Genomic DNA, 26,353 nt, shown 5'->3' with positions numbered 1-26,353 from the left:
CGGCGGGGACGTTGAATGGGAGCGCCATGCCTACCGCCGCACGTGCAAAATGTGGGCCGGCTCCAGGTGTGCGTCCAGGCGGAAGTAGTTTTGCTTGCCCCAGTTCCAGGTGGCGCCCGTGACCAGGTCCTCGACCTCAAAGGTGCCGTCCGCGGACAGCCCGTCCAGCTCCAACGCGTCCAGGTCCAGGGTGACCTGCCCCTCGCGCATGCTGTGCGGATCGACGTTGATGACGACGATGATGGTGTCCTTGCGGGCCGGGGCGTCGGCGCTGGCCGCAATCCTCTTGTGCTTGCTGAACACGAGCGTTGCGTCGTCGCTGCTGGTGTGGAGGGTCAGGTTTTCCAGGTCCAGCAGGGCCGGGTGGGCGCGGCGGATCCCGTTCAGCAAGGTCACGAACGGGGCCAGCGACTTCCCGGCAGCCTCGGCGCCGGCAAAATCCCTGTCCTTGTACTCGTACTTCTCGTTGTCGAGGTTCTCCTCGGAACCCGGGCGGGCCACGTGCTCGTACAGTTCGTAGCCGGCGTACATGCCCCACAACGGGCTGCCCGTGGCGGCCAGGATGGCGCGGATCTTGTAGGCCGCCGGACCACCGTACTGCAGGAATTCGGTGAGGATGTCGGGGGTGTTGACAAAGAAGTTGGGCCGGAAGTAACCGGCCGATTCGCGGCTGACGTGCAGCAGGTACTCCTCCAGCTCCTCCTTGGTGTTGCGCCAGGTGAAGTAGCTGTAGGACTGCTGGAAGCCGGCACGGCCCAGCGCGGCCATCATGGCCGGGCGGGTGAATGCCTCGGCCAGGAACACGATGTCCGGGCGCTCGGCGTTGACGGTGCCGATGAGCCACTCCCAGAACCAGACGGGCTTGGTGTGCGGGTTGTCGACACGGAAGATGCGCACGCCGTGCTCGATCCACAGGCGCACGATGCGCAGGATCTCCGCCGACAGGCCCGCCGGATCGTTGTCGAAGTTCAGCGGGTAGATGTCCTGGTACTTCTTGGGCGGGTTTTCCGCGTAAGCAATGGTGCCGTCGATGCGCGTGGTGAACCACTCGGGGTGGTCCGTGGCCCAGGGGTGGTCGGGGGCGCACTGCAGGGCCAGGTCCAGCGCCACCTCGAGCTCGAGCTCGTTGGCGGCGGCCACGAATGCGTCAAAGTCCGCGAAGGTGCCCAGGTCCGGGTGGATGGCGTCGTGCCCGCCGGCCGACGAGCCAATGGCCCACGGCGACCCCGGATCGCCCGGGCCCGCGGTCAACGTGTTGTTGGGGCCCTTGCGGTTGATCGTGCCGATGGGGTGGATCGGCGGCAGGTAGACCACGTAGAAGCCCATGGCGGCGACGGCCGGGAGGCGCAGGGCCGCCGTCGTAAACGTTCCGCTGGTCCAGGCGCCGGTGTCGGGGTTCTGCTTGGCGCCCTCGGAGCGGGGGAAGAATTCGTACCAGGCGCCGCGGCCGGCGGCGTCGCGCTCCACGGCCAGCGGGTAGGAGCGGCTGGCGGTGACGAGATCGCGCAGCGGGAAGCGGGCGACGGCGGCGCGCACGGCCGCGGAGGTGCCGGCGGCCAGGCGGTCGTTGACGTTGCTCCCGGCATCGGCGAGGACTTTGGCGGCGTGCTTGAATGTTTTCGCGGCGGCATCGTCCGAAACGGTTTTCGCGGCCCCGCCCAGCAGTGCGGCACCTTCGGCGAGCATGACCTCGACGTCGACGCCGGCGTTGATCTTCACGGCGGCATTGTGGGTCCAGGTGGCGTAGAGGTCAGTCCAGCCCTCCACGGCAAACGACCACGCACCCTCCGAGGTGGGGGTCAGCACGCCGCTCCAGGCGTCGGTCCCCTTGCCCGCGGGCGCCATCCGGGCCCGCTGCACCTCGGCGCCGCTGGGATCGAACAGCACGGCCGTCACGCCGACGGCGTCGTGCCCTTCACGGAAAACCACCGCACGGACCTGGACGTCGGCACCGCGAACGGCCTTCGCCGGAAAGCGGCCGTCCTCAAGGACCGGCTGGACGTTCGTGACCGGAATGCGGCCAAACCGCAGACCCTCCGCCGGGTTCGCCGCTGCTGTCCCGGCGGCCTGCAAGTCCGCCTGCGGGGAAGCCTGCTTGGGCGTTTTCTTGGCCGGCACGCGTTTGGCGGCGGCGGCCTTGGCCGGGGCTGTTTCGGAACGTACTGGCTGGGAGGTAGTCACAAATACGACGTTAGCGACTCCGGTCACATATTGCTAAGACAGTCCGTGATGTTGCGCGAATAGTTCACGTTGACAGCGGATTTGACGGCGGCAGTGGAATTCGTTACGCCATCGCTTGTGGTTTATGTCCGCGCGCCACAATGCCGAAACTTTCTTGCGCTAGGGTGACCGGCATGAAGGCTATCCGTAGATTCACCGTCCGCACCGTTGTCCCGCAGCAGATTGGCGCACTCTCCCGCCTGGCCACGAACTTGCGCTGGTCCTGGCATCTGCCGACCCGCCGGCTCTTTGAATCCCTTGACCCTGCCCTGTGGGATGAAGCCCGCCACGACCCCCTGGCCATGCTGGCCGCAATCTCCCGTGAACAGTTGCTGGCGCTGGCCGCCGACCCCGACGTCGTGGCCCGGGTGGCCGACGCCGAACGCAGCCTCGAGCAGTACCTCAACGAACCGCGCTGGTACCAGTCCCTGGGCTCCGAAGCCCCCCAAACCATTGCTTACTTCTCCCCCGAATTTGGTATCACCGAAGTCCTTCCCCAGTACTCCGGCGGCCTGGGCATCCTGGCCGGCGACCACCTGAAATCCGCCTCCGACCTTGGCGTGCCGCTGATCGGCGTCGGACTGCTCTATCAGGCCGGCTACTTCAAGCAGTCACTGTCCAAGGACGCCTGGCAGCAGGAGACGTACCCGCTGCTGGACCCGGATTCCCTGCCCCTGACCTTGTTGCGTGAGGAGGACGGCACCGCGGCGGAAATTTCGCTGCCGCTGCCGGACGGCCGGGTGCTGCGCGCCCACATTTGGCGTGCCGATGTGGGCCGCGTGCCGCTGCTGCTGCTTGATTCCAACGTGGCGGACAACGACGACGCCGCCCGCGGCGTCACCGACCGGCTGTACGGCGGCGGCGGAGACCACCGGCTCATGCAGGAACTGCTGCTGGGCATGGGCGGGGTCAAGGCGCTGCGCGTCCACGCCCGCCTGACCGGCACCCCGGCCCCCGAGGTGTTCCACACCAATGAGGGGCATGCCGGATTCCTGGGCATCGAGCGCATCCGCGAACTCATGGACCCGGCCGTCACGGCGGCACCGCTGTCCTGGAGCGAGGCACTTGCCGCCGGCCGCGCGTCGACCGTCTTCACCACACATACCCCCGTGCCGGCCGGAATCGACAGGTTCCCGCGCGCCATGATCGAGCACTTCTTTGCCGGCGAGCTTGCCCCCGGCGTGCCCGTCGCCGAGATCCTGGCCCTGGGTGCGGAAAACTACGACGGCGGCAACCCCGACGTGTTCAACATGGCCGTCATGGGCCTGCGCCTGGCCCAGCGCGCCAATGGCGTCGCCAAGCTGCACGGCGTGGTGTCCCGCGAGATGTTCTCCGGACTGTGGCAGGGCTTTGACCACGACGACGTCCCCATCACCTCGGTCACCAACGGGGTGCACGTGCCCACCTGGGTTGACCCCGCCCTGGCGGAGTTGGCCAGGGAAAAGTTCGGCACCGACGTGCTGGACGGCCCGGACTGGTCCAAGGTCTACGACGTCAGCGACGCCGACGTCTGGGCGCTGCGCCGGCGGCTGCGCACGGCCCTGGTGGACGACGCCCGGCGCCGACTGCGCGCCTCCTGGAAGAAGCGCGGTGCGGCCGACGCCCAGCTGGCCTGGACGGATTCCGCACTGGACCCCGACGTGCTGACCATCGGTTTCGCCCGCCGCGTCCCCACCTACAAGCGGCTCACCCTGATGCTGCGCGACCCGGCCCGGCTCAAAGCGCTGCTGCTGCACCCGGAGCACCCGATCCAGCTGGTCATCGCCGGTAAATCGCACCCGGCGGACGACGCCGGCAAGAAGATGATCCAGGACCTGGTGCAGTTCACCGACGATCCCGAGGTGCGCCACCGGATCGTATTCCTGCCCAACTACGACATCGCCATGGCCCGGACCCTGTTCCCCGGCTGTGACGTGTGGCTGAACAACCCGCTGCGCCCCTTGGAGGCCTGTGGCACCTCCGGCATGAAGGCCGCCATCAACGGCTCACTGAACCTGTCCGTCATGGACGGCTGGTGGGATGAGCTGTACGACGGCGAAAACGGCTGGGCGATCCCCACTGCCAACCAGGGCACCAGCGACGAGGAACGCGACGACATCGAGTCCGCCGCGTTGTACGAGCTGCTGGAAAACCAGGTGGCGCCGCGCTTCTACGGCGACGTCGCGGCCGAGTTTGCCGGGGCTGCCGGGCCGTCGCAGGCCAACGACGGCGGCCTGCCCTCACACTGGATCTCCATGATCAAGCACACCATCTCCCATCTGGGCCCGGCCGTCTCCGCCGAGCGGATGGTCAAGGAATACGTGCAGAGGCTGTACCAGCCGGCCGCCGAGGCCGGGCGCCTTGCCCGGGCCGGCGACTTTGCCGGCACCCGGGAGCTGGCGTCCTGGATCGGCAAGGTCCGCTCCGAATGGGACGGGGTGCGCATTGAACATGTGGAATCCCACGGCCTGGCCGACGAACCCCAAATTGGCCAGACGCTCCAGGTCCGCGCCACGGTGCACCTGGCCGGACTGAACGCCGAGGATGTCCGGGTTTGCGTCCGCTACGGTCGCGTGGGTGACACCGACGAGCTCTCCGACACCCGGACCATGGAACTGGATTCCGCCACGGGCCTCGGCGACGGCCGGTACCAGTTCGCCGCCGACCTCGTCATTGACCGTTCGGGCAGCTTTGGCTACGGCGTCCAGGTCCTGCCGACGCACTGCGCCCTGGCCAACCCGGCCGAGTTGGGGCTCATCGCCACGTCATAGGCGCCGCCGTTGAGGGGAGCGCCCCCTCGTTGAGAGCCCAGATAATCCCCGCCAACAATGTTGAGAGCCCAGATAATCCTAGGATTATCTGGGCTCTCAACGAGTGTGGGCCACCACAGTTGGGCCCCCGCGCGCGAGGGCCCCGTCTTTATCGCGCCCAGCGCGGTAAAGAAGGGAGGGCGCGGGGATTATCTGGGCCCTCAACGAGTGTGGGTCACCACAGTTGGGCCCCGCGCCCGAGGGCCCCGTCTTTATCGCGCCCAGCGCGGTAAAGACGGGAGGGCGCGGGGATTATCTGGGCCCTCAACGACTCCGGGTCACCTAGCGCGGGGTGATGTCGTTGCGGTAGATCTGAACCGTGTTGGCCTCGACGGCGACGGCCCCACCGGCCGGGACCAGCGGCGTCGTCCGGGACAGCTTAAAGGTGGGATCGCCGTCGTGGTCCATGCCCGCGGCGGCCGTGGTCATGCGCAGCATGTAGGGGCGCGCCTCGACAGTGGGGTCATCGACGTAGCGCGGGTTGGCCGGCAGCGTCACGTCCTCGTCGGTGATGCCGGTGTTGAAGACCGCCAGGCCGTCAACCTGCCCGTTGGGGGAACCCAGAAGCATGGTCAGCACTCGCTCATGCGGGCTTCGCCACCGTTCCGGGGTCATGGGCAAGCCGTCCGCACCGAACCAGTGAATGAACGATTCGCCGCCACGGGCCGGGTAGCTGCTGGGCTGTTCGGCCAGGAAGTCCTTGCGGATCTGCACCAGCCGGCGGGTGGCCGCGAGCATGGTTTTGGCGTCGTCGTCCATGGACCAGTCAAGCCACGCGATTTCATTGTCCTGGCAGTAGACGTTGTTGTTGCCGCCCTGGCTGCGACCCAGCTCGTCGCCGGCCGTAATGAGCGGCACACCCAGGGCCAGCAGCATGGTCGCCATCATGTTTCGGGCGGTCCTGGCGCGCTGGTTCAGGATCCCGAAGTTGTTGGAAATGCCTTCGACGCCGTGGTTCCAGCTGCGGTTGTCGCCGTGGCCGTCGCGGTTGCCTTCCTGGTTGTCCTCATTGTGCTTGACGTTGTACGCCGTGAGGTCCGCCAGGGTGAAGCCGTCGTGGGCCGTGATGAGGTTGACCGAGGCCATGGGGCTGCGCCCGGACTCGGCAAAGAGCCCGGCCGATCCGCCCAGGGCGTCGCCAAATTTGGCCAGGCTGCCGCGAGCCTCGCCGGCCATGTTGGCGGCCCGGTCCGTCAGCCAGACCTCGCGCACCTGGTCCCGGAAGGAATCGTTCCAGTCGGCCCAGCCCGTGGGGAAGCGCCCCGTCTGCCAGCCGCCAAAACCAATGTCCCAGGGCTCGGAAATGAGCTTGGTGGACGCCAGCACGCCGTCGGTGGCCGCGGCCAGCAGGAACGGGTGCTGGCTGGTGAACTCGTGCACGCCGTTGCGGCCAAGGCTCACGGCCAGGTCGAAACGGAAGCCGTCGATGTGGAATTCCTCCACCCAGTACCGCAGCGAATCCATGGCCATCTTGATGACGTGGGGGTTGCCGAAGTTCAGTGAATTGCCGCAGCCCGTGGTGTCCACATAGTGGCCGTCCTTCATGCGGTAATACTGTTCCTCGGCCAGGCCGCGCCAGCTCAGGGTGCGCCCGCCCGGGCCGCCCTCGGCGGTGTGGTTGTACACCACGTCCAGGATCACTTCGATCCCGGCCATGTGCAGCAGCTTGATCATGCCCTTGAGCTCGTCCTGGACAGCCTCCGGGCCGCGGGCCCGCGCAGCCTCGCTGGCGTAGTCCACCTGCGGGGCGAAGAATCCCAGCGAGTTGTAGCCCCAATAGTTGCGCATGCCGGTGCCGTGCAGGTGGGGTTCGTCGATGTGGAAGTGGATGGGCAGCAGTTCGACGGCGGTCACGCCCAGATCCTGCAGGTGCTTGATCATGACGGGGTGGGCCATGCCGGCGTAGGTGCCGCGGATTTCCTCGGGGATGTCCGGGTGCAGCATGGTTTGGCCGCGCACGTGGGCCTCGTAGAACACCGTGTTGCGCCACGGGGTGTTGGGCCGGGTCACGGTGCCCCAGTCAAAGCCCGACTGCATGCGCACGGAGGCGAACCGCACCGTGCCGTCGGCGGCGGTCTGTTCGTCGATGTAGCGCCCGTACGGGTCCAGCAGCAGCTGCACCGTTTCCGGGTCCAGTTCCGTGATGTCGGTGGCGCCGTCGCGGGCGCCAACGTAGAAACCGTAGCGGCTGCCCACCGGCATGTCCGCCACGAGTCCGTGATGGACGCCGTCGGTCACGTCCGGCAGCACCATGGCCTTCCAGTCCCCGCCGGGGCGCTGGTGGCACACCACCACCCGGGCGGAGGTGGGCGAGTAAACGGCCACGTTGACGGTGTCCGCGACGGTTTCCCCGGGGCGGACGCTGACACCCAGCGGGAAACGGCGCGACAATGCCGTCCCGAGGGTGCCCACGGTTTCTACTGCTGTCACCGGCATATTACGCCTGGGTTGCGCGCTGTTTTGAGATCTCGTACAGGCTGATGCCGACGGCCATGGAGGCGTTCAGGGACTCCATGTCCGAGTTGATCGGGATGGAGACGATCTGGTCGCAGTTCTCCCGCACCAGGCGGGAGAGGCCCTTGCCTTCGGAGCCGACCACGAGACAGATCGGGTCCGTGGCCACGCTGATGTCGGGCAGCGAAACGTCGCCGTCGCCGTCGAGCCCCAGCACAAAGTAGCCCATCTTCTGGAACGCGCCGATGGCACGGTTCAGGTTGGGGGCCTTGGCCACGGGGACGCGCACGGCGGCACCGGCGCTGGTCTTCCAGGCCGCGGCCGTCACGCCGGCGCTGCGGCGTTCGGGAATGACCACGATCTGGCCGGAGAAGGCCGAAACGCTGCGGATGATGGCGCCAAGGTTGCGGGTGTCGGTGATTCCGTCCAGGGCGACGATCAGCGGGGCGTTGGCGATGTGCCCCTTCTTCCACTTGGCCATGACCTCGGAGGCCATGTCCACGGCGTCCTCGTACTCGTACGGCGGGATCTGCAGGACCAGGCCCTGGTGGATGGCGTCCTCGGTCAGGCGGTCCAGCTCGGGCTTCTGTGCCTCGAGCAGCGGGATGCCGCGTTCGGCGGCCAGCTTGATGGATTCGCGGACGCGCTCGTCCATGTCAACGCGGACGGCCACGTAGAGGACCTTCGCGGGGATGCCGGCGCGCAGTGCCTCGACCACGGAGTTGCGGCCCGTGACGAGCTCTTCGGTGGCACGGCCCTTGGGACCGCTGGGGCGGCGGGTGGCGCCGCGGGGTGCGTCGCCGTGCTTGGCTGCGGAGCGTTCGGCCAGCTCCTTGTTCTTGAACGCCTTGTGGTAGGTGCGTTCCGACGCCTTCGGCGTGGGGCCCTTGCCTTCGAGCGCCTTCCGACCATGACCACCGGTACCGACGCTGGGGCCCTTCTTGAGCTTGCGTACTGCGCCGGGGCGTGAACTATTGGTGGCCATGGTAAAACCCTTAAGATTGGTGCGGCGCCCGCGTTTCAGCGGCTCCGAAGTCGTCAAACATACCTGCTCGTGAACGCATTTTAGGCACACGAGATAACGGGAAAGTGCAAACCCATAGCTATCAGTTTACGGCCTGCATGCAAATTTGTGGATATCGGGGGACAAACGTGCGCAGTCTCACGTGGGGCCGTTGGGTGCCACGGTGATACCGCGTTCCCGAAATCACCGCCAAAAGTGATACCGCGTCCGCTAAAAGGGGACCAAAGGTGATACCGCGTCGGGGCTAGCGCTTGATGGACCAGGTGGAGCCGTTGGCGGAGTCGGCAATTTCGATGCCGGCCGCCGCGAGGACGTCGCGGATGGCGTCCGATTCCGGCCAATTCTTCTCCGCCCGGGCCTTCGCGCGGGCGGCCAGCTGGGCCTTGACGAGGACGTCGAGCGCGTTGACCATGGACTCCGAACCGGCCGACTCGAACCACTGTGCATCCAGCGGATTGATGCCCAGGGCGTCCGTCATGGACACGGCCGCCAGGAACGCGGCCTCGGCGCCGTCGCGGTCCTTGGCGGCCAGCGCGGTGTTGCCCGCGCGGACGGTTTCGTGCAGCACGGCCAGGGCCGCGGGGATGTTCAGGTCGTCGTCCATGGCGTCGCGGAACGCCGCCGGCAGCGAAAGGTTCCTCATGTATCCGAACGCGCCGTCCGGATACACATAGGCCAGGGCGGCGCGCACGAACGTTTCGATGCGTTCGACGGCGGCCGCGGCCTCCGTGAGCGAGCCGGGCCGGTAGTCCAGCACCGAGCGGTAGTGGGCCTGGCCCAGGTAGTACCGGACCACGAGGGGCCGGGCGATTTCGAGCATTTCGCGCGGGTTGATCGTGTTGCCGATGGACTTGGACATTTTTTCACCCTCGTAGGTGACCATGCCGTTGTGCATCCAGAAGTTGGCGAAGCCGTGGCCGGCGGCCTGGGACTGGGCCATCTCGTTTTCGTGGTGCGGGAACCTCAGGTCGAGCCCGCCGCCGTGGATGTCGAACTCGGTGCCGAGGTACTTGGTGACCATGGCGGAGCATTCCAGGTGCCAGCCGGGACGGCCCGCACCCCAGGGGGACTCCCACTTGGCGGTCTCCGGCTCGCCTTCCTTGAAGCCCTTCCACAACGCAAAGTCGCGGGGATCGCGCTTGCCCCGGGGGTCGGCGTCGGGCGCGGCCTGCATGTCGTCAATGTTCTGCCGGGTCAGGGAGCCGTACTTTTTCCAGGAGCGGACGTCAAAGTAGACGTCGCCGGAATCGTCCAGGGCCGGGTAGGCGTGGCCGCGCTCGATGAGGAGCGCAATGAGGGCGTGCATCTCGGGGATGTGCCCCGTGGCGCGCGGCTCGTAGGTGGGCTTGAGGATGCCCAGGGCGTCATAGGCGTCCTCGAAGGCCTGCTCAAAACGGTAGGCCAGAGCCCACCAGGGTTCGTCGTTCTCGAGGGCCTTGAGAAGGATCTTGTCGTCGATGTCCGTCACGTTGCGGACCACGGTGACCTCATAGCCGCTGACCTGCAGCCAGCGGGTCAGCTGGTCGAAGGCCAGGGCGGAACGGACGTGCCCGATGTGCGGTTCGCCCTGGACCGTGGCGCCGCAGTAGTACAGCGAGGCCTTCCCGTCTTTGAGCGGAACGAAGTCGCGTACGGCGGCGGTGGCGGAGTCATGGAAGCGCAGGGTCACGGCTCTAGGTTACCTTTCGGCGGAAAGGTTCACGGACGGCGGGCCGCCGGCCGGGCTTCCGGTGTGCACCACGAGGGCGGTGGCCATGGCCGCGATGCCCTCGCCCCGTCCGGGGAAGCCCAGTGCGTCGGAGGTGGTTGCGCTGACGGACACGGGCGCGCCGGCCGCCGCGCTGAGGGCTGCCTCGGCCTCGTGTCGGCGCGGGCTGAACTTGGGCCGGTTGCCGACGAACTGGACGGCCACGTTGCCGATCTCAAAACCGGCGTCCCGGACGATCCGCGCGGCCTCCGCCAGCAGGGTCACCCCGCTGGCGCCCTTGTATTGGGGACGGTCGGTGCCAAAGTGCGTACCAAGGTCGCCCACTCCGGCGGCGGAGAACAAGGCGTCGGCGGCCGCATGGGCCACGGCATCGCCGTCGGAGTGTCCGGAGAGTCCGCGCTCGCCCTCCCACAACAGTCCGGCCAGCCACAGCGGCGCGGGGTCGTCCAACGGCGCGAAGGCATGGATGTCGACACCGATTCCGGTGCGCGGCAGGTTCATGGCCACTCCTACCCCTCAACCCAGCGCGGGCGCAGCGGTCCCTGCAGCATGGCCTCGGCCAGCAGCAGGTCGGTGGGCGAGGTGATTTTCAGGCTGTGCGTGGAGCCCTGGACCACATACACGTCTTCGCCGAGCGCCTCCACGAGCATGGCGTCGTCGGTGATCGCGGCGGCAGCCGCGGCGTCGAGCGTTTCGGCGTGGGCGTGGGCCCGGCGCAGCGTGTCCAGTTCAAAGCCCTGCGGGGTTTGCACGGCGCGCAGGCGGTTTCGGGCCGGGGTGCCCGACACCTTTTCCACCCCGGCGCCCGTTGCGGGGAGTCCGGCGGGGACAACTGTCTTGATGGTGTCCACGACGGCCAGTGCCGGGATCACGGCCTTGGCGCCGTCGCGCAGGGCGGCGGTGACCCGGTCAAAGACGCCCGACGGCGCCAGCGGCCGGGCGGCGTCGTGGATGAGGACGGTGGTGATGTGAGCGGCAAGGGCGCCCAGCGCCGCGCGCACGGACGCCGAGCGATCGGCACCGCCGTCCACGACGCTCCAGATGATCCCGGGGCCGGCGCCGGACTTGGCGGCGAGGTCCCGGGCAATATCGGCCATTTCGGCATCGTCCGCGGGTACTGCAATGCAGATTTGTGCCGCGACACCTGCCCGCACCACTCCGCGGACCGCGTGGGCCAACATGGGCTCACCGCCCAGCGGCACCCTCGCCTTTGGCATGCCGTATCCCAGGCGCTGCCCGGATCCTGCCGCCACGATCACCACGGCGCACGTGCCGCCCACCTGCTCAGTCATGACACCTAGACTAACCCCCTGAACGCAAGGAACCCCGGCACCATGGGGTGCCGGGGTTCCTTATCAAGCGTTCCTGCCGCGGGATTGGCGGGCGGCAGGAGGCAAAAACCTAGGAGGCCAAAACCTCGTCAAGGACTTCTGCGGCCTTGTCTTCGTCGGTCTTTTCAGCCAGAGCAAGCTCGGAAATCAAGATCTGACGAGCCTTGGCCAGCATGCGCTTCTCACCGGCGGACAAGCCGCGGTCATGGTCGCGGCGCCACAGGTCACGCACAACTTCGGCAACCTTGATGACGTCGCCGGAAGCGAGCTTTTCCAGGTTGGCCTTGTACCGGCGGGACCAGTTGGTGGGCTCCTCCGTAAATTCGGCGCGAAGCACTTCGAAAACGTGCTCCAGACCCTCTTTGCCTACGACGTCGCGGACCCCTACTAGGTCCACGTTCTCCGCGGGCACTTCAATTGTTAGATCCCCCTGGGCAACCTTGAGCTTGAGATACATCTTCTCTTCACCCCGGATGGTGCGCATCTTGATCTCTTCGATCTTTGCCGCACCGTGGTGTGGGTAAACTACTGTCTCGCCGACCTCAAAAAGCATGTGGATTCTCCCTTTCCAATGCTCCTAGTTTACCACGTAAAACCTGCCAGTCCCTTGAGTTTCCGCAGGTCAGGACCGTCTGGGGATACGCTTACCGCGCAATTGTTCCAACAATTGGACAATTGCCGCACCCTTGACTAAACGACCGTTTAGTGCAGTCCCCGGCCTCCCGGAGGCGCCGTTTGGGCGTCAAGCCGGTCCGCCGCCGCGCCACGAAGCGCACATTTGGCGCTTTTGCGGATAAGCTGTGCGGAGATATCTTTGACCTTTTCCATGAGGAGTTACTGACGTGAGAATCGCTGCCGGCATTCGCGGAACCAAACGAGCACAGCGCCTGGGCCTGATCGCCGCCATTGGCGTAGGAGCCATGGCGTTTTCCGGCTGCAGTGCCATCAACGCCCAGAGCACCACGGCGAACTACTCCGCCTCCGACGGCGTCAAGACCAACCTTGGCAGCCTGGAGCTGCGCAACGTGCTGATCGTTTCCGCCAAGGCGGACGGCCCCGGCCGCGTGCTGGGCACGTTCTACAACACGTCCACCTCCGACGTCACGCTGACCATCAGCGGCGCCCAGGGCTCCTCCACCGAGGTCACCGTCACGCCCGGCGCCCCGCTGGTCCTCAACGGCGACACCGACAAGGCCATCCTGAGCACAGTGGCGGCCCCGGCCGGCGCCATGGAGACCCTCTCGCTGACCGAGTCCGGCCCGTCCGCGACGTCCGGCCAGCTGAACGTTCCCGTCCTTGACGGCACGCTCGCGGAGTACTCCTCCATGGTCCCCACCGCGGTCCCCACCAAGACCAAGTAAGGCGTTTCGCACGCGGCCACCTGGCGGCGTGCACCGGTGAGGCCGGCCATCCCGTTGCGGGATGGCCGGCCTTTCCTTTTGCCGCTCTGACTCCCGGCTACCTCGCAGGCACTGTGAGGGACCGGCCGCCGCACGAATGCCTGCTGCGCTTAAAGCCCGAGGGCGGTTACCGGATCAAATGATCCGGTAACCGCCCTCGGGCTTTTGCGGCGGCGGCCCGTTAGTGGCCGGCCGCCTTGCGCCGGTTGACCCCGAAGACCACGATCCCGGCGAACAGCAGCAGGACCGCAATCCCGCCCATCAACAGGCCATTGGATCCGGTGCTGGCAAGATCGTCCTCGGCAACCGGGCCGGCCGTTGCGGCCGGCTTGGCAGCCGTGCTTGCGCCTGCCGATGCGGTTCCGCTGATGCCTGCGGCCGTGCCCGACGCCGTTGCTCCGGCCGACGCCGACCCTCCGGCGGAGGCGCTGGCCGAGGCCGGCCCGGAAGCGGTCGCCGAGGGGGCAGCCGATCCCGATGCGGTCGGGGTTGCGGACTGCGATGGGTCAGCGGTCGCCGTCGGACCACCGGTCGCCGTGGCCGACGCCGTGGGCGTCGCCGATTCGGTCGGGGTTGCCGATTCCGTAGGCGTCGCGGACTCGGTCGGGGTTACCGACTCCGTGGGCGTGGCCGTCTCGGTCGGCGCCACGTCACCCACGGTGACGGCCACGGTCTTCGTGCCCAGGACCGCGCCGGATACCGCGTCCTTCAGGGCCACGGTGGCCGTGAAGTTGCCATTGCCCGCGTAGCTGTGGTCGGCGCTGAACTTGCCGCCCGTGACGGGTACCGTGGCGACGTCGCCGCCGTCACCAAAGTCGACAACCGCCGTGGTGAGGGCGCCATCGCCCATCGCGGGCAGTGCCACGGTGCCGCTGATGGCAACGGGGACGTTGGCATCGAGCGAACGGGCGGCCGGGGCAGCCCCTACTGCGGCGGTGATCACGGCCGGGGTGTAGTTGGCCGCCTTGTTCAGCGAGGTGGGTACCCCGCCGAGGCTGGTGCCGCGGTCCACCAGGGTGAAGGAGTCCGGCCCCTGGGCGTCACGTTCGGTGGTCAGGGCCACGGCAAGCGTATTGGCGCCCGACTTGTTGAGGAAGGAGCTCGGAATCGTGAACGTGTTCTGCGGACCCACATTGCCCACCCAGGTGCCAATGTTCCAGCCGTTGACGTAGATCACGGCGCGGGCGTAGTCCTGGCGGCCGGCGTCGAACTTCGCGTCGTTGACCTTCAGCGCAATGGCGGTGTCGGTGCCGGCGGGAACGTTCAGGGCAAAGCTGTTGCGGTACCAGGTGACCCCGGCCTTGGCGGGCTTGAAGGAGCTCGCGTTGGCCCAGGCGGTGTCCGGGTAGCCCGGCAGATACCAGCCGGCACGCTCGCCGTAGAGGCCGCCGGTGTTGTACATGGTCCGGTCGGTGTCGACGGGGGCAGCCTTGTCCTTGGCGCCCTGCAGCTTCCAGGTCACGGCGCCCGTGCTGGGCAGGACCGCGTCGTAGAGGCCGCGGTTTTGCCGGGACAGGCCGTCGTCGGACCAGTCAAGGTTTTGGCCGTTGTTGCGGACCACCGCGGAGACCACGGTGTCGGTGCCGCTCTTGATGACGCCGGCCGGGACCGTGAACGTCTTCATGCCGCCGTCGGCCGAGGCGGCGCCAACGTAGCTTCCGTTGACCCACACCAGCATGTTGCCGGCATTGCCGCCCTGGCCCTGGAGCTTGATGGTCGTGGCATCCGAGGAGGCCGTGAAGTGTGCACGGTACCAGGTGTCGCCCTCGTAGAAGCCGTAGAACGCGGTGTCCAGGACCTTGCCCTGGTTGGCGCCGGGGCCCTGGCGGGTGTTGGCCGAGCTGGTGGCGGTGGCCGCCGTCCAGCCGGAATCGTCGAAGGCGACGGCGGATTCCGGGTTTTCGCCCGAGACCTTCCAGTTCTCCAGGGCTGGCAGCGCGGAGGCTGCCGGTCCGGCCAGCTGCGCCACCAGCTGGCCGTTGGCGCCCGGGGTGACGGCCAGTGCGGCGCCGTTCCAGGTGGCCTTCGTGATGCCGGCCGGGACGTAGATGTTCGCGGTGCGGGCCGCTGTGGTGTCACCCGTCAGGTTCACGGTGTCGCCGTCGAACTGTGCCGTACGCAGCAGGTCGACGCCGGTGACCATGACGGTCTTGTTGGTGGTGCCGCCCTTGACCGCGCCGTCAACGCTCCACTGCTGGGCGGTCTGGGTGCGGTCGGTGGTCAGGATGGTCAGGTCGGGCGCACCGCCGCCGGTGATCTTCACGGCGGTGCCGTTGCCGTGCACGTAGTTCAGGCGCAGCGTCTTGGTGGTCGCGTCCCAGGTCGATTCCACGGGCGTGCCGCCCAGGGTGGTGACCGCGGGCTGCGAGGCGTACTGCAGGACCGTCTCGCCGGCGTCGTTCTTGGAGCCGTTGAGGGTCAGCAGCGTGCCGTTGGCGACGGGCATCTTCGCGAACAGCTCCGAGGTGCTGTACATGAGCTTCTGGCCGTCGAAGGCGTAGTCGGCGATGACCATGTTGGCGTCACGGCCGTGCATGCTCAGGAACGTGCCGGCCTTTTGCGGGACGCGGGCGAACGTGACCGAGTTGTCGGCCGGCGGCGTGGTGTTGCCGGCCGGGGTGGAGGTTTCGATCGAGTCGATGCCGATGAACGTGCCGTCCGCGGCGGGGTCGCCCTTAACGCCGGTGTTGACCACCTTGATGATGTGGTCGACCTTCGGATCGAGGCCCTTCTTTTCAAACGCCAGGAAGCCGGACTGGCCGGCGGGGTTGTTCACGTAGGTGTTGGTTTCGCCCACCTTGACGCCGTCAATGTAGACGTCGCCCTTGGCGTGGTTGGTGGCCTGGGGGCTGATCAGGCGGACCTCAGCTGCCCGGAACGTGTACGTGTAGAACGCGCCGGCGATGTCGCTGAAGGTCTGCGTGCCCTTGTAGTCGTTGGCCGTCCAGACCTTGCCCGAGGCATGCGTCCACTGATCTGCGCCGGCGCCGGTCTTGGAGTAGCTGATGGCGGGGTCAACGTCGTCGATCTTCACCGAGGTGGCCGTGACGGGGGCGGGGATGACGTCAAACGCGTCAACGCTGACGAACGTGCCCTGGCTTGCGGCGTCCTTGTTGCCCGTGACCACGATCTTGATGGTGTGCGGGACCGAGGTGTCCAGGCCGTCCTTTTGGAACGCGACGTACTGGAAGTTGGCGTTTTGGCCCCGGTAGGTGTTGGTCTGGCCCACCTTTTGGCCGTCAATGTAGACGTCGCCGTAGCCGTGGTTGCCGGACTGCGGGGAGATGACGCGGATGCCGGCGCCGGTGAACGTGTATTCGACGGAGTCGCCGGTGGTGGCACTGAAGGTTTCGGTGCCCTTGTAGTCGCCCGCGGTCCAGCTCATGCCGGTGGCGTGCTCCCAGGCGCCGGTGTACTTGATGGCCGCGGTGTCGGTGTCGTCGGTGGAGTAACTGGCGGCGGCAACGTCTGCGCGCGGGGACAGTGTCAGCGGGAAGGAGTATTTCAACTCCGCGGTGCTGTTGCTGTCGGACTGGCGGAAGCCCAGGAAGCGGGCGCCGTTGCCGGAGACGGACTCGGCGGCCTGGTCCTCGGTGGCGATCCGTTGGTAGGACTTGATGGTGCCGGAGCCGCCGTCAACCGTGACCGGGGCACCGGCCTGGGTCACCATGTTGGAGATCGGCGCAAAGTCCTTTTGGAAGTAGCCAAGCTCCTTTTGCACGGTGGCCTTGGGCGTGAGCTGGCGGTCCTCGTTGATGGCCGCTCCGTAGTCATAGGAGGTGAAGCCCGACGACGGCGAACCGGTCCAACCCCAGTTGGTGCCGCCATACTCCATGTAGTAGTTGAACATGTTGATGCCGTTGTTGAGGTTGTTGACCCCGTACTGGCGGGTGAAGGCGGGATCGACAAAATCGGCGCACTTGCTCGTGTTGAAGCTCGCGCCCCACGGGGTGAACGCGCCGCCCTGGCCCTCGGCGATGAACATGGGGCTTGTGGCGGTCAGGCCACGGAATTGCGCCTCGGTATCGGGGACCTGCCCGCGGCCGTTGGAGCAGGTGAAGCCGAGCGGGTAGTTGTCAAAGGCGTAGTAGTCCAGGCCCACCTTGCCGCCGGCGCTGGAACTGCCGGGCACGTAGGACCCGTTCATGCTGTAGTCGTTGTGGAAGACCGGGACGGTGATGCCGTCGCCCTTGATCTTGGTCACGAGCGCCTTCATGAAGGCCGGGCGGTCGCCGCCCTCGTTGAGCAGCTCGTTTTCCGCCTGGTAGGTGACGATGGAGCCGCCGCCGTCGGTGACCAGGTGCTTCTTGGCGATCTTGTCGAAGGCGTCGATCCAGCTCAGGGACTCCTTGAGGGTGGCCGGATCGGTGCTGCGCAGGGACCCGGCGCCGCTCTTGGTCAGGTAGGCCGGCAGGCCGCCCATGGAAATTTCGGCGTTGACGTAGGGGCCGGGGCGGGCAATGACGTACAGGCCCTCTTCCTGGGCCATGGTCAGCAGCAGGTCGATGTCCTTGATGCCGGTGAAGTCGAATTTGCCCGGCTCGGTGGAATGCAGGCCCCAGAAGAAGTACAGGGAGACCGCGTTGAAGCCGCTGGCGCGCATCTTTTGGAACATGTCGCGCCAGTCGCCCGTGCTGGGCAGGCGCCAGTAGTGGAATTCGCCGGAGAACACGTTAAGCCGTTCACCATCCACCATCATCGACTTTGAATCGGTGGTGACGGTGTGGGCCTTGCCGTCGTTGCCCGGGAAGATGACCTTCGGTGCGGACGTTGCCGCAGCGGCCTGCGGCTGGGCCGGTGTGCCGACGTCGTTGGCCAGTGCGGGACTGGAGATGGCCATCAGGCCCATGGCGGCGGTGGCGAGGATGGCTGCCGCCTTCACCTTTTTCGGATGATGCGGCAATCGCGATGATCGAACAGTCATAAAGATGGATCCCTGTGTTTAGGCGGCCCCCAAGACCGCAGCAAAGGTGTTATCCATCTCACACTAGAAGTTGAGAATTCTAAATACAATCAAATTCAAACAAAGCGGCTCATGTTACGCATCCCACATGGGCCGCCCTATCCGATCACGGTTCGAATTTGTAGCCCAGCCCGCGCACCGTCACGAGGAATCGCGGCGCCGCCGGGTCCGGTTCAATCTTGCTGCGGATCCGCTTCACGTGGACGTCCAGGGTCTTGGTGTCCCCCACGTAGTCCGAACCCCAGACCCTGTCGATCAGCTGCCCGCGGGTCAGCACGCGGCCGGCATTGCGCAGCAGCATTTCCAGCAGCTCAAATTCCTTCAGCGGAAAGGAGACGCCCTCGCCGTGCACCGTCACCACGTGCCGTTCCACGTCCATCCGGACGGGCCCGGCGTGGACGGTGGAGCTGAGCAGCTCCTCGGGCTCGCCCTGCCGGCGCAGCACCGCCCGGATCCGGGCAATGAGTTCCCGCGACGAATACGGCTTCGTGACGTAGTCGTCGGCGCCCAGTTCCAGCCCCACCACCTTGTCGATTTCCGAATCCTTGGCGGTGAGCATGATGATGGGCACGCTGGAGCGCTGGCGCAGGTGCTTGCACACCTCGGTGCCGCTCATTCCCGGCAGCTGCAGGTCCAGCAACACCAGGTCCGCGCCGCCTCGCTCAAACGCCACGAGGGCGTCCAGTCCGTTGTCGGCCACCTCCACCTCGTAGCCTTCCTTCGCCAACAGGAACGACAAGGGGTCGCTGATGGACTCTTCATCTTCAACAATCAGGATTCTGCTCAAGTACGTAGTGCTCCTTGTAGTTATTGCCCGGCGATTTTCAGCGTTGGTGCCGCAGGGCCGGAAGGCCCCGGCCGTCGTCGTTCGGTACGGAAAGTTGGGGAAGGCGCACGGTGAACGTGGAGCCCGTCTTGGGCGCTGACCACAGCGTGACCTCGCCGCCGTGGTTGCCCACGATGTGCTTGACGATGCTCAAGCCCAGGCCCGTGCCGCCGGTGTGCCGCGACCTGGCCGCATCGACCCGGTAGAAGCGCTCGAACACGCGGTCCTGGTCCTCCGGGCTCATGCCGTCGCCCTGGTCCGAGACACTGACGGAGACGACGCCGTTGCCCACCGACAGCCCGATCCCCACCTGGGTGTTTTCCGGGGAGTAGCGCACGGCATTGTCGATCAGGTTGCGCAGCGCCGTCACCAGCTGCGGGCCGTCGCCGTGCACCAGCGCCGGCAGTGCCGGGCCCACCACCAGGGTGATGTTCTTGCTTTGCGCCGGCAGCCTTGTCCTGTCCACGGCCTCGGCAATCACGGCGTTGATGTCGACGTCGACGCCGGCGTGCGCGACGTCCTTGCTCTGCAACCGGGACAGTTCGATGATGTCCTGGACGAGGGCCGCCAACCGGGCCGACTCGGTAATCATGCGCTTGGCGAAGCGGCGCACCGTGGCCTCGTCGTCCGGGGAGGACTCCAGGGCCTCGGCCAGCAATGAAATGGCACCCACGGGGGTTTTCAGCTCGTGGGAGACATTGGCCACGAAGTCGTTGCGGACGGCCTCGGTGCGGGCGATCTCGGTCCGGTCATCGGCCAGCAGGAGAATGTATTCCTCGCCCAGCGGCGCCACGCGGACCTGGATGACGAGGGTTCCCTGCGCCGACCCGCCATGGTGCGCGGCGGCGTGGGTTGAAGCACCCTGGACTGAGTCGCCCGGGTCCGCGCCCGGCGTCGTGCCTGTCCCCTGGCCGGCGCCCGGCAACACAACACGCGGCAGCAACAGGTCGCGTTCCTCGATGACGCCGTCGCGGCGCACCCGGTGGGCCAGTTCAAGGAGTTCCCGGTGGACCACCGTATGGCCCCTGACCAGGCCAAACGCGTAGGCTCCGGGGCTGGCCCGCACCACGCCGTCCACCACGTCGATGACGATGAACGCCTTGCCCACCACGGAGAGGACCTCCGCGGAACCGTCCGGCAGGGCAGGCTCACGGACGTCGACTGTTTGCCGGCGGGCCCGCTCGCTGACGCTGAAAGCGAGCATGCCAAAGACGCCCAGCGCCAGGCCAATCAGGCCGGCGGCAACTCCAATCAGCAATGGGTTCACCCCTCAAGCCTATGCGCACAACCCGGACGTTTACCTCAAAGTGTGCCGTCGCGACCTGCCGTTCAACTAACGTTCACCTTGTGGAGCGACCGCGTTCACTCTTGGATGGCAGGCTAAGTCATGATCGAGCCCACTTGTGAGTTGGGCTATCCATGAAAGGACACACGCGTGCGCAAAGTTTTCCAGGCCGAACTCCACCAAATCGGGGAGGGCTTGATTGAAATCTCGTCTCTGGTGACTGAGGCCGTGGAAAAGTCCACCGCTGCCTTTGCCACTGCCAACCTGCAGGCCGCCCAAGAGGTTATTGCCGCCGACGCCCGCATCGACTTCCTACAAAACGACCTGGACGAGCGTGCCATCGACGTCCTGGCACTGCAGGGCCCCGTGGCCAGCGACCTGCGAATGATTGTCGGCTCCCTGCGCATGAGCGCATCACTGGAACGCATGGGCGACCTGGCCCGGCACATCTCCCAGCTGACCCGCCTGCGCTACCCGAACCAGGTGATCCCGGCATCCCTGACGGACACCTTTGCCGAGATGGCGCAGCTGGATGTGCTCATTGCCGGAAAGGTCACCGAGCTCCTCGACTCCCGCGACCTGGAGCTCGTCAACGACATCACGACCGCCAAGGCCCGGATCAGCAAGCTCCACCGGACGGTCTTCACCACCATGTCCGCACCCGAGTGGTCGGAGACGCCGTCGACCACGGTGGACGTCACCCTGGCCAGCCGCTACTTTGAGCGTTTTGGCGACCATGGCGTGTCCGTGGCGCGCAAGGTCTCCTACCTGGTGACCGGCGAATGGCAGCCCGAGGATTTCCTGGCCGGCTAACATCGGCAGTTGAGCCACCCCTGCACCAACGTTGAGAGGCCAGATAATCCTAGGATTATCTGGCCTCTCAACGCGTTTGTGGGGAAATGTGTCCCCTCAACGGGGGTGGGTTACTTCTTGCCCTGGTTGGCCACGGCCTGGATGGAGGCGGCTGCGGCCTCCGGGTCCAGGTACTTGCCGCCGGGGGTGATGGGGGCGAAGTCCTCATCCAGTTCGTACACGAGCGGGATGCCGGTGGGGATGTTCAGGGAGGCGATGGCCTCGTCGGAAATGCCATCCAGGTGCTTGACCAGGGCGCGCAGCGAGTTGCCGTGGGCCGTGACCAGCACGGTCTTGCCGGCCTTGAGGTCTTCCTTGATGTCCGATTCCCAGTACGGCAGCAGGCGCACCAGGACGTCCTTGAGGCACTCGGTGCGCGGCAGGGCGTCGCCCAGGCCGGCGTAGCGGGGATCGTGCGCCTGGGAGAATTCGCTGTCGTCGGAGAGGACGGGCGGCGGGGTGTCGTAGCTGCGGCGCCATTCCATGAACTGCTCCTCGCCGAATTCGGCCAGGGTCTGCGCCTTGTCCTTGCCCTGCAACGCGCCGTAGTGGCGTTCGTTCAGGCGCCAATCGCGCTTGACGTCGATCCAGCCGCGGTCGGCAGCATCCAGCGCCAGGTTGGCGGTGTTGATGGCACGCTTGAGGCGGGACGTGTACAAGATGTCCGGCAGGATGTTGTTTTCCACGAGCAGCTCGCCGCCGCGCACGGCTTCGGTGCGTCCCTGGTCGTTCAAATCGACGTCAACCCAACCCGTGAACAGGTTCTTGGCGTTCCAGTCACTGTGGCCGTGTCGGAGCAAAATCAGCGTATAAGTCATGGCCATATTCTACCGGCAGGGGTTGCGCGGGCCTGAATTGCTACGCCGCGCGCCCGCAGTTTGGACATGCGCGCGACACACACCCGAATTCGATGTGCCATGCGCACGACACGCCGGCGTCGCTGGCGCCCACCCCGTGTGTGCGCAGCCCGCGCCGGTGTGTCGTGCGCATGGCCCAAGCCCGGTGCGGCTGTGTGCTGACAGCGCGTGCCACTAGAATTGCCGGGTGGTTCAACGTGCGCAGAGGGTCGGGGGCTCCTCCGCCGACCCCGCAAACACGCCCGCCCGGCAGCGCAACAAGCCGTTTGGCAACGTCACCCGTGGCACCACCAACCCGAACCGGCTGCGGCGGGTGGACCGATGGCTGGCCGGCCCGCAAGCGTGGCGGCTGCGCCTGGACTGGACACCGGATCAGGCGCCCCTGGTGGTGGACCTAGGCTACGGCGGCTCCCCCACCACGGCCGTGGAACTGTACGGGCGAATGAGCAAGTCCTGCCCCGACGTCCACGTGACCGGCATTGAAATCGAGCCGGACCGGGTGCGCCGGGCCAAGCCGCTGGAGCATGAGGGCCTGGATTTCCGGGTGGGGGGCTTTGAAATTCCGGTTCCCGGCGACGCCGTCATGGTGCGGGCGTTCAACGTCCTGCGCCAATACGATGAGGCCGATGTCCGGCTGATTTGGGCCACGGTGTGCGCCAGGCTGAGCCCGCACGGGATCTTCGTGGACGGCACCTGCGATGAGATCGGCCGGCGCAGCACCTGGGTTGCCCTGGACAGGAACGGGCCGCAGTCGTTGACCATTTCGCTGCGTTTTGGCGCCTTTGACCTTCCCAGCGATGTGGCCGAGCGCCTGCCCAAGGCCCTGATCCACCACAACGTGCCGGGGGAGAAAATTCATGCGTTCCTGCAGGCGCTTGACCAGCATTGGCTGGCCGGGGCGCCGCTGGCATCCTTTGGCAACCGCCAGCGCTGGCTGAACATGTGCTCCCGGATGCACGACGACGGCTGGCCGCTCACCCGGGACCCGTCACGGTGGCGGCTGGGCGAATTGACGGTGGCGTGGTCCGCCGTCGACCCGCTTTAGGTCTTTACCAGGACGACGAGCCGCGGCGCTGGTTGCCCTTGCCGCGGCCGCGTACCTCCACGAGCGCGGGGCGCACATCGGCCAGGTAGACGCCGGCCACGGTCACGGCGACCAGGTTGAAGATCATGCCCAGGCCAATGCCGGGGACCGTCAACGAGGTGACCGGCCCCAGGATGTAGACGAAGCCTAGGAATGCCGACACGCCCGTGAGCGCGCCCCAGAACTGCTTGGTGCGCTTGTCCACGCGCTGGAAGTCGGGTCCCGGGGTCCGCAGGCAGTCGCTCAGGGCCCACAGCTGAATACCAAATGCCAGGGCACCCAGTGCGGTCAAAATGACAAATGAGACGACGTTCACGAAAAAGATCACACCACCAGCCTAGCGCGTGGCACCGGCCGGCAACACGTGATGATTCCCGCCGGTTTTCTACCGCTGCGCAGCCACCGCTTCCAGGGCCTGGGCAAGGTCGTTCCACAGGTCCTCGACGTTCTCGATGCCCACGCTCAGGCGCAGCAGGTTCGCGGGCACGGTGTCGGGTTCGTTGGCGTGGCGGCGGCGGCGTTCGATCAGCGACTCCACCCCGCCCAGCGACGTGGCCGGCGTCCACAGCCGCAGCGCCTCCACAAGGGCAGTGGCCGTCTCTTCGCCGCCGGCAACCTCAATGCAGAGCACGGAGCCGAAGCCGAGCATCTGCGCCTTGGCGCGGTCGTGGCCGGGGTCGGAGTCGAGGCCGGGAAACAGGACCTTGTCGACGCCGTCGTGCGTCTCAAGCCGCTGGGCCAGATCCATGGCGCTGGCCTGTGCCCGCTCCACGCGCAGCGCCAGGGTCCGCAGGCCGCGCAGCGCGAGCCAGGCCTCGAACGGGCCGGCGATGGCGCCGTGGATGGAGCGGTGGTGGAGCAGTTGCGCCCGGAGCTCGGGGTTGGAGGTGACCAGGGCCCCGAGGATGACGTCGGAGTGCCCGGCCAGGTACTTCGTGACGGAGTGCAGCACCACGTCGCTGCCCAGGTCCAGCGGCTTTTGCACCAGCGGGGTGCAGAACGTGTTGTCCGTGACGACGACGGCGCCCACGGCTTGGGCGGACCGGCACAGGACATGGAGGTCGGCCACTTCCAGCATGGGGTTCGTGGGGCTTTCCAGCCACAACATGTCCGCGGCCTTCTCGCCCGAACCCGTCAGGGCGCCGATGACCTCGTCATTGTTGGCAATGTCGACGGTGCGCAGCGAAAACAGGCCCTTGGCCGCCAGCTCCTGTGCCATGACCAGGGCGCCCTGGTAGGAGTGGCGCGGCATCACCAGGACACCGCCCACCGGGATGATCGACAACGCAGCCGACACCGCGGCGAGGCCGGAGCTAAAGACCAGACCGGGCAGCTCGGCGCCCTCCAGCTCGGACAACGCCTGCTCCAGCGGATCCCAGGTGGGGTTGGAGTAGCGCCCGTAGGCCCGGTCCCCGTCCACGACCTGGCCGGTGCCGACGTAGGTGGAGGAGAGCACGATCGGCGGGTTGACGGCGGCGTCGTGGACACGGGCGGGGCGGCCGGTGGCAACCACAACGGTGTCAGGGCTGAGCGTGTCGGGGTGTGAGGAGGGTTCAGTGGTCATGCCTTCCAGATTAGTGCGCGCCGTCACGCCCGCCGCAATTCCATGACCCGCTTGTGGATAACACGCGGCCGTTGGCGCGGTGCGGCGGAAGTCCTCACAGCACCGGCCGGTAGGCTAGGGACGTGACTTTTCCCTCTGCCTCCCAGCCCGGCCTGTTCATCGCCTTCGAGGGCGGGGACGGGGCCGGAAAATCCACCCAGGCAGCCGTGCTGACCCAGGCACTGACCGACGCCGGCAAGGTGGTGCTGCGCACGCGCGAGCCCGGCGGCACGCCCGTGGGCGAGAAACTGCGCTCGCTGGTGCTCGACCACGGCCAGGGCGAGATTGACGCCCGCTGCGAGGCGTTGATTTTCGCCGCGGCGCGCGCGGCCCACACGGTGCAGGTCATTGCCCCGGCCATGGCCCGCGGCGAAGTGGTCATCAGCGACCGCTACATCGACTCCTCGATTGCCTACCAGGGCGCCGGCCGCGGCCTGGGCGCGGGCGACGTCGAACGCGTCAACGAATGGGCCACCCAGGGCCTGTGGCCGGATTTGACCGTATTGCTTGACGTGACGCCGGAGGACGGCCGCAGCCGCCGCACCGCCGGGGACGCTGCGGAGGACCGGCTCGAATCGGAGCCCGATACGTTCCACGCCGAAATCCGCCAGGCGTTCCTCGACCTGGCCGCGGCCCACCCACAGCGCTACCTGGTCCTGCCCGCCGGGCAGCCGGTGGCCGAACTTGCCGCCGCCATTCAGGCCCGCGTTTCCGCTCTTCTTGCAAGTCACCCGGCCGGACAGCCTGCGGGGACTGCATGAGTGTCTGGGTTGACCTCCAGGGCCAGGGCCCCGTGGTGGACCAGTTGCGCCGTGCCGCGCAGTCAGGTTCCCCCACGCACGCCTGGCTGATCACCGGCCCGCCCGGGTCCGGCCGCTCCAACGCGGCGCTCGCTTTTGCGGCGGCCCTTGTCTGTGAACGTGAACAGCTGGCCGAACGCGGCTGCGGCGTATGCAAGGCCTGCCACACGGCGCTGACCGGCACCAACGCCGACGTCACGTTCATTGCCACGGAAAAGACCACCATCGCCATCGAAGAGGCCCGCGAACTGGTCCGCAAGGCCCACGACAGCCCGTCGTCGTCGCGCTGGCGGGTCATTGTGGTGGGCGACGCGGACCGCATGACCGAACGCACCACCAACGTGCTGCTGAAGGCCATCGAGGAGCCGCCGCCACGCACCATCTGGATCCTGTGCGCGCCCAGCCCGGCCGACGTCCTGGTGACGATCCGTTCCCGCTGCCGCACGCTGACCCTGCGCCTGCCGCCGGTGGCCGACGTCGCCGCGCTGTTGGTGCGCCGCGACGGCATCGACCCCACTCTCGCGCTGCACGCGGCCCGGGCCGCACAAAGCCACATCGGCATTGCCCGCCGCCTGGCCGGGGACGCCGACGCCCGCGCCCGCCGCGACGAGATCGTGCGGCTCCCGCTGACGCTGCGCGACGTCACGGCCGCCGTCCGCGCGGCCGGTTCGCTGCTGGAACTGGCCCAGGCCGAGGCGACATCCTCCAACGAGGAGCGCGATGCGACGGAGAAGGCCAAGCTGTTGCTCTCCCTGGGCGCCCCCGAGACCGGCATCCTGCCCCCTCCCCTGCGCGCCCAGGTGCGCGCACTGGAGGAGGACCAGAAACGGCGTTCCAAGCGTTCCGTGACGGACCAGCTGGACCGTGCCCTGACGGACCTGCTCTCCTTTTACCGGGACGTGCTGGTACTCCAGCTCGCGGCGCACGCCGTCCACGGCGTCGAACCCGGCACGCAGGACACCGCGGCCGGCCAGGTGGAGCTTGTCAACGACTACCTGCGCGAGGCCCTGGCCGACTTTGCCGCACGCGCCCGCCCCGAGGCGACGCTGGCCCGCATGGATGCCATCAATTCCGTGCGCCGGCGCCTCACCACCACCAATGTTTCCCCGCTTTTGGCCCTCGAAGCCATGACCGTCAGCCTGCTCTAAACCCGTGAA

The 26,353-nt window shown here is 67.1% G+C and carries 19 protein-coding genes; 6 read left to right on the top strand and 13 right to left on the bottom strand.

The annotated features are described in order from the left end of the window. Positions 1 to 30: 30 nt before the first annotated feature. Positions 31 to 2,073 carry an alpha-1,4-glucan--maltose-1-phosphate maltosyltransferase gene (locus tag AL755_RS02705; RefSeq protein WP_054009760.1) on the bottom strand — a complete coding sequence of 681 codons (2,043 nt, stop codon included), beginning with the start codon at positions 2,071 to 2,073 and terminating at the stop codon, positions 31 to 33. A gap of 281 nt (positions 2,074 to 2,354) precedes the next feature. On the opposite strand from AL755_RS02705, the gene glgP reads away from it, so the two are divergent. After that, the gene (glgP, locus tag AL755_RS02700) at positions 2,355 to 4,970 is read left to right on the top strand and encodes an alpha-glucan family phosphorylase (protein ID WP_054009759.1); all 2,616 of its coding nucleotides are present in this window, start codon (positions 2,355 to 2,357) and stop codon (positions 4,968 to 4,970) included. Positions 4,971 to 5,291: 321 nt separating this feature from the next. Here the strand turns inward: glgP and glgX are convergent, their stop codons facing one another. From glgX to AL755_RS02670, 6 genes are all read right to left on the bottom strand, one after another. Beyond that, complete coding sequence (gene glgX / locus AL755_RS02695) at positions 5,292 to 7,445, bottom strand: glycogen debranching protein GlgX (protein WP_054009603.1); 2,154 nt, start codon at positions 7,443 to 7,445, stop codon at positions 5,292 to 5,294. Position 7,446: 1 nt separating this feature from the next. Then, on the bottom strand, positions 7,447 to 8,448 hold the full coding sequence (gene rlmB / locus AL755_RS02690; protein ID WP_054009602.1) for a 23S rRNA (guanosine(2251)-2'-O)-methyltransferase RlmB: 1,002 nt from the start codon (positions 8,446 to 8,448) through the stop codon (positions 7,447 to 7,449). Between the two features lie 283 nt (positions 8,449 to 8,731). Further along, positions 8,732 to 10,156: a cysteine--tRNA ligase gene (cysS, locus tag AL755_RS02685; RefSeq protein ID WP_054009601.1), complete on the bottom strand. Its 1,425-nt coding sequence runs from the start codon at positions 10,154 to 10,156 to the stop codon at positions 8,732 to 8,734. A 9-nt stretch (positions 10,157 to 10,165) separates the two neighbouring features. Beyond that, positions 10,166 to 10,696: a 2-C-methyl-D-erythritol 2,4-cyclodiphosphate synthase gene (gene ispF / locus AL755_RS02680; protein WP_054009600.1), complete on the bottom strand. Its 531-nt coding sequence runs from the start codon at positions 10,694 to 10,696 to the stop codon at positions 10,166 to 10,168. An 8-nt stretch (positions 10,697 to 10,704) separates the two neighbouring features. Continuing rightward, entirely contained in the window at positions 10,705 to 11,487 is a 783-nt protein-coding gene (gene ispD, locus AL755_RS02675) for a 2-C-methyl-D-erythritol 4-phosphate cytidylyltransferase (protein WP_054009599.1), read from the bottom strand. Between the two features lie 109 nt (positions 11,488 to 11,596). Then, positions 11,597 to 12,079 (bottom strand): CarD family transcriptional regulator, encoded by a 483-nt coding sequence (locus AL755_RS02670; protein ID WP_054009598.1) that lies wholly within the window; start codon positions 12,077 to 12,079, stop codon positions 11,597 to 11,599. 289 nt (positions 12,080 to 12,368) lie between these two features. Between AL755_RS02670 and AL755_RS02665 the strand changes: the two genes are divergently transcribed. Beyond that, positions 12,369 to 12,887 (top strand): hypothetical protein, encoded by a 519-nt coding sequence (locus AL755_RS02665; RefSeq protein WP_054009597.1) that lies wholly within the window; start codon positions 12,369 to 12,371, stop codon positions 12,885 to 12,887. Between the two features lie 220 nt (positions 12,888 to 13,107). On the opposite strand, the gene AL755_RS02660 is transcribed toward AL755_RS02665, so the two are convergent. From AL755_RS02660 to AL755_RS02650, 3 genes are all read right to left on the bottom strand, one after another. Further along, positions 13,108 to 17,850, bottom strand: coding sequence for a beta-galactosidase (locus AL755_RS02660; RefSeq protein ID WP_150116981.1), 4,743 nt, complete (start codon positions 17,848 to 17,850; stop codon positions 13,108 to 13,110). A gap of 145 nt (positions 17,851 to 17,995) precedes the next feature. Next, a complete protein-coding gene (locus AL755_RS02655; RefSeq protein ID WP_054009595.1) occupies positions 17,996 to 18,676 on the bottom strand; it encodes a response regulator transcription factor in 681 nt (226 codons plus the stop codon). A gap of 37 nt (positions 18,677 to 18,713) precedes the next feature. Next, positions 18,714 to 19,973, bottom strand: coding sequence for a sensor histidine kinase (locus tag AL755_RS02650; RefSeq protein ID WP_054009594.1), 1,260 nt, complete (start codon positions 19,971 to 19,973; stop codon positions 18,714 to 18,716). A 177-nt stretch (positions 19,974 to 20,150) separates the two neighbouring features. On the opposite strand from AL755_RS02650, the gene phoU reads away from it, so the two are divergent. After that, complete coding sequence (phoU, locus tag AL755_RS02645; RefSeq protein WP_054009593.1) at positions 20,151 to 20,813, top strand: phosphate signaling complex protein PhoU; 663 nt, start codon at positions 20,151 to 20,153, stop codon at positions 20,811 to 20,813. Between the two features lie 110 nt (positions 20,814 to 20,923). Here phoU and AL755_RS02640 read toward each other — a convergent pair whose 3' ends face one another. Beyond that, positions 20,924 to 21,670 carry a phosphoglyceromutase gene (locus tag AL755_RS02640; protein ID WP_054009592.1) on the bottom strand — a complete coding sequence of 249 codons (747 nt, stop codon included), beginning with the start codon at positions 21,668 to 21,670 and terminating at the stop codon, positions 20,924 to 20,926. Positions 21,671 to 21,896: 226 nt separating this feature from the next. Between AL755_RS02640 and AL755_RS02635 the strand changes: the two genes are divergently transcribed. After that, on the top strand, positions 21,897 to 22,754 hold the full coding sequence (locus AL755_RS02635) for a class I SAM-dependent methyltransferase (protein WP_054009591.1): 858 nt from the start codon (positions 21,897 to 21,899) through the stop codon (positions 22,752 to 22,754). Positions 22,755 to 22,758: 4 nt separating this feature from the next. Here the strand turns inward: AL755_RS02635 and AL755_RS02630 are convergent, their stop codons facing one another. Both AL755_RS02630 and AL755_RS02625 read right to left on the bottom strand, forming a co-directional pair. Continuing rightward, positions 22,759 to 23,121 carry a DUF2516 family protein gene (locus AL755_RS02630; protein WP_054009590.1) on the bottom strand — a complete coding sequence of 121 codons (363 nt, stop codon included), beginning with the start codon at positions 23,119 to 23,121 and terminating at the stop codon, positions 22,759 to 22,761. A gap of 57 nt (positions 23,122 to 23,178) precedes the next feature. Further along, positions 23,179 to 24,357, bottom strand: coding sequence for a trans-sulfuration enzyme family protein (locus AL755_RS02625; RefSeq protein ID WP_054009589.1), 1,179 nt, complete (start codon positions 24,355 to 24,357; stop codon positions 23,179 to 23,181). Between the two features lie 122 nt (positions 24,358 to 24,479). Between AL755_RS02625 and tmk the strand changes: the two genes are divergently transcribed. Beyond that, positions 24,480 to 25,157: a dTMP kinase gene (gene tmk / locus AL755_RS02620; RefSeq protein WP_054009588.1), complete on the top strand. Its 678-nt coding sequence runs from the start codon at positions 24,480 to 24,482 to the stop codon at positions 25,155 to 25,157. Further along, positions 25,154 to 26,344 (top strand): DNA polymerase III subunit delta', encoded by a 1,191-nt coding sequence (locus AL755_RS02615; protein ID WP_054009587.1) that lies wholly within the window; start codon positions 25,154 to 25,156, stop codon positions 26,342 to 26,344. The genes tmk and AL755_RS02615 overlap by 4 nt, the downstream gene beginning before the upstream one ends. Positions 26,345 to 26,353: the final 9 nt, after the last annotated feature.

Source organism: Arthrobacter sp. ERGS1:01, from assembly GCF_001281315.1.
Lineage (GTDB): Bacteria > Actinomycetota > Actinomycetes > Actinomycetales > Micrococcaceae > Specibacter.
Note: the sequence above shows the minus strand (reverse complement) of the source record. Positions and strands in the feature narration are given on the sequence as shown.

What these genes read in the sequence shown, in the direction of transcription:
- AL755_RS02670 (WP_054009598.1), bottom strand. Translation starts at nt 12,079, where the DNA reads ATGCTTTTTGAGGTCGGCGAGACAGTAGTTTACCCACACCACGGTGCG.
- AL755_RS02660 (WP_150116981.1), bottom strand. Translation starts at nt 17,850, where the DNA reads ATGACTGTTCGATCATCGCGATTGCCGCATCATCCGAAAAAGGTGAAG.
- rlmB (WP_054009602.1), bottom strand. Translation starts at nt 8,448, where the DNA reads ATGGCCACCAATAGTTCACGCCCCGGCGCAGTACGCAAGCTCAAGAAG.
- AL755_RS02625 (WP_054009589.1), bottom strand. Translation starts at nt 24,357, where the DNA reads ATGACCACTGAACCCTCCTCACACCCCGACACGCTCAGCCCTGACACC.
- AL755_RS02640 (WP_054009592.1), bottom strand. Translation starts at nt 21,670, where the DNA reads ATGACTTATACGCTGATTTTGCTCCGACACGGCCACAGTGACTGGAAC.
- ispF (WP_054009600.1), bottom strand. Translation starts at nt 10,696, where the DNA reads ATGAACCTGCCGCGCACCGGAATCGGTGTCGACATCCATGCCTTCGCG.
- glgP (WP_054009759.1), top strand. Translation starts at nt 2,355, where the DNA reads ATGAAGGCTATCCGTAGATTCACCGTCCGCACCGTTGTCCCGCAGCAG.
- glgX (WP_054009603.1), bottom strand. Translation starts at nt 7,445, where the DNA reads ATGCCGGTGACAGCAGTAGAAACCGTGGGCACCCTCGGGACGGCATTG.
- AL755_RS02615 (WP_054009587.1), top strand. Translation starts at nt 25,154, where the DNA reads ATGAGTGTCTGGGTTGACCTCCAGGGCCAGGGCCCCGTGGTGGACCAG.
- ispD (WP_054009599.1), bottom strand. Translation starts at nt 11,487, where the DNA reads ATGACTGAGCAGGTGGGCGGCACGTGCGCCGTGGTGATCGTGGCGGCA.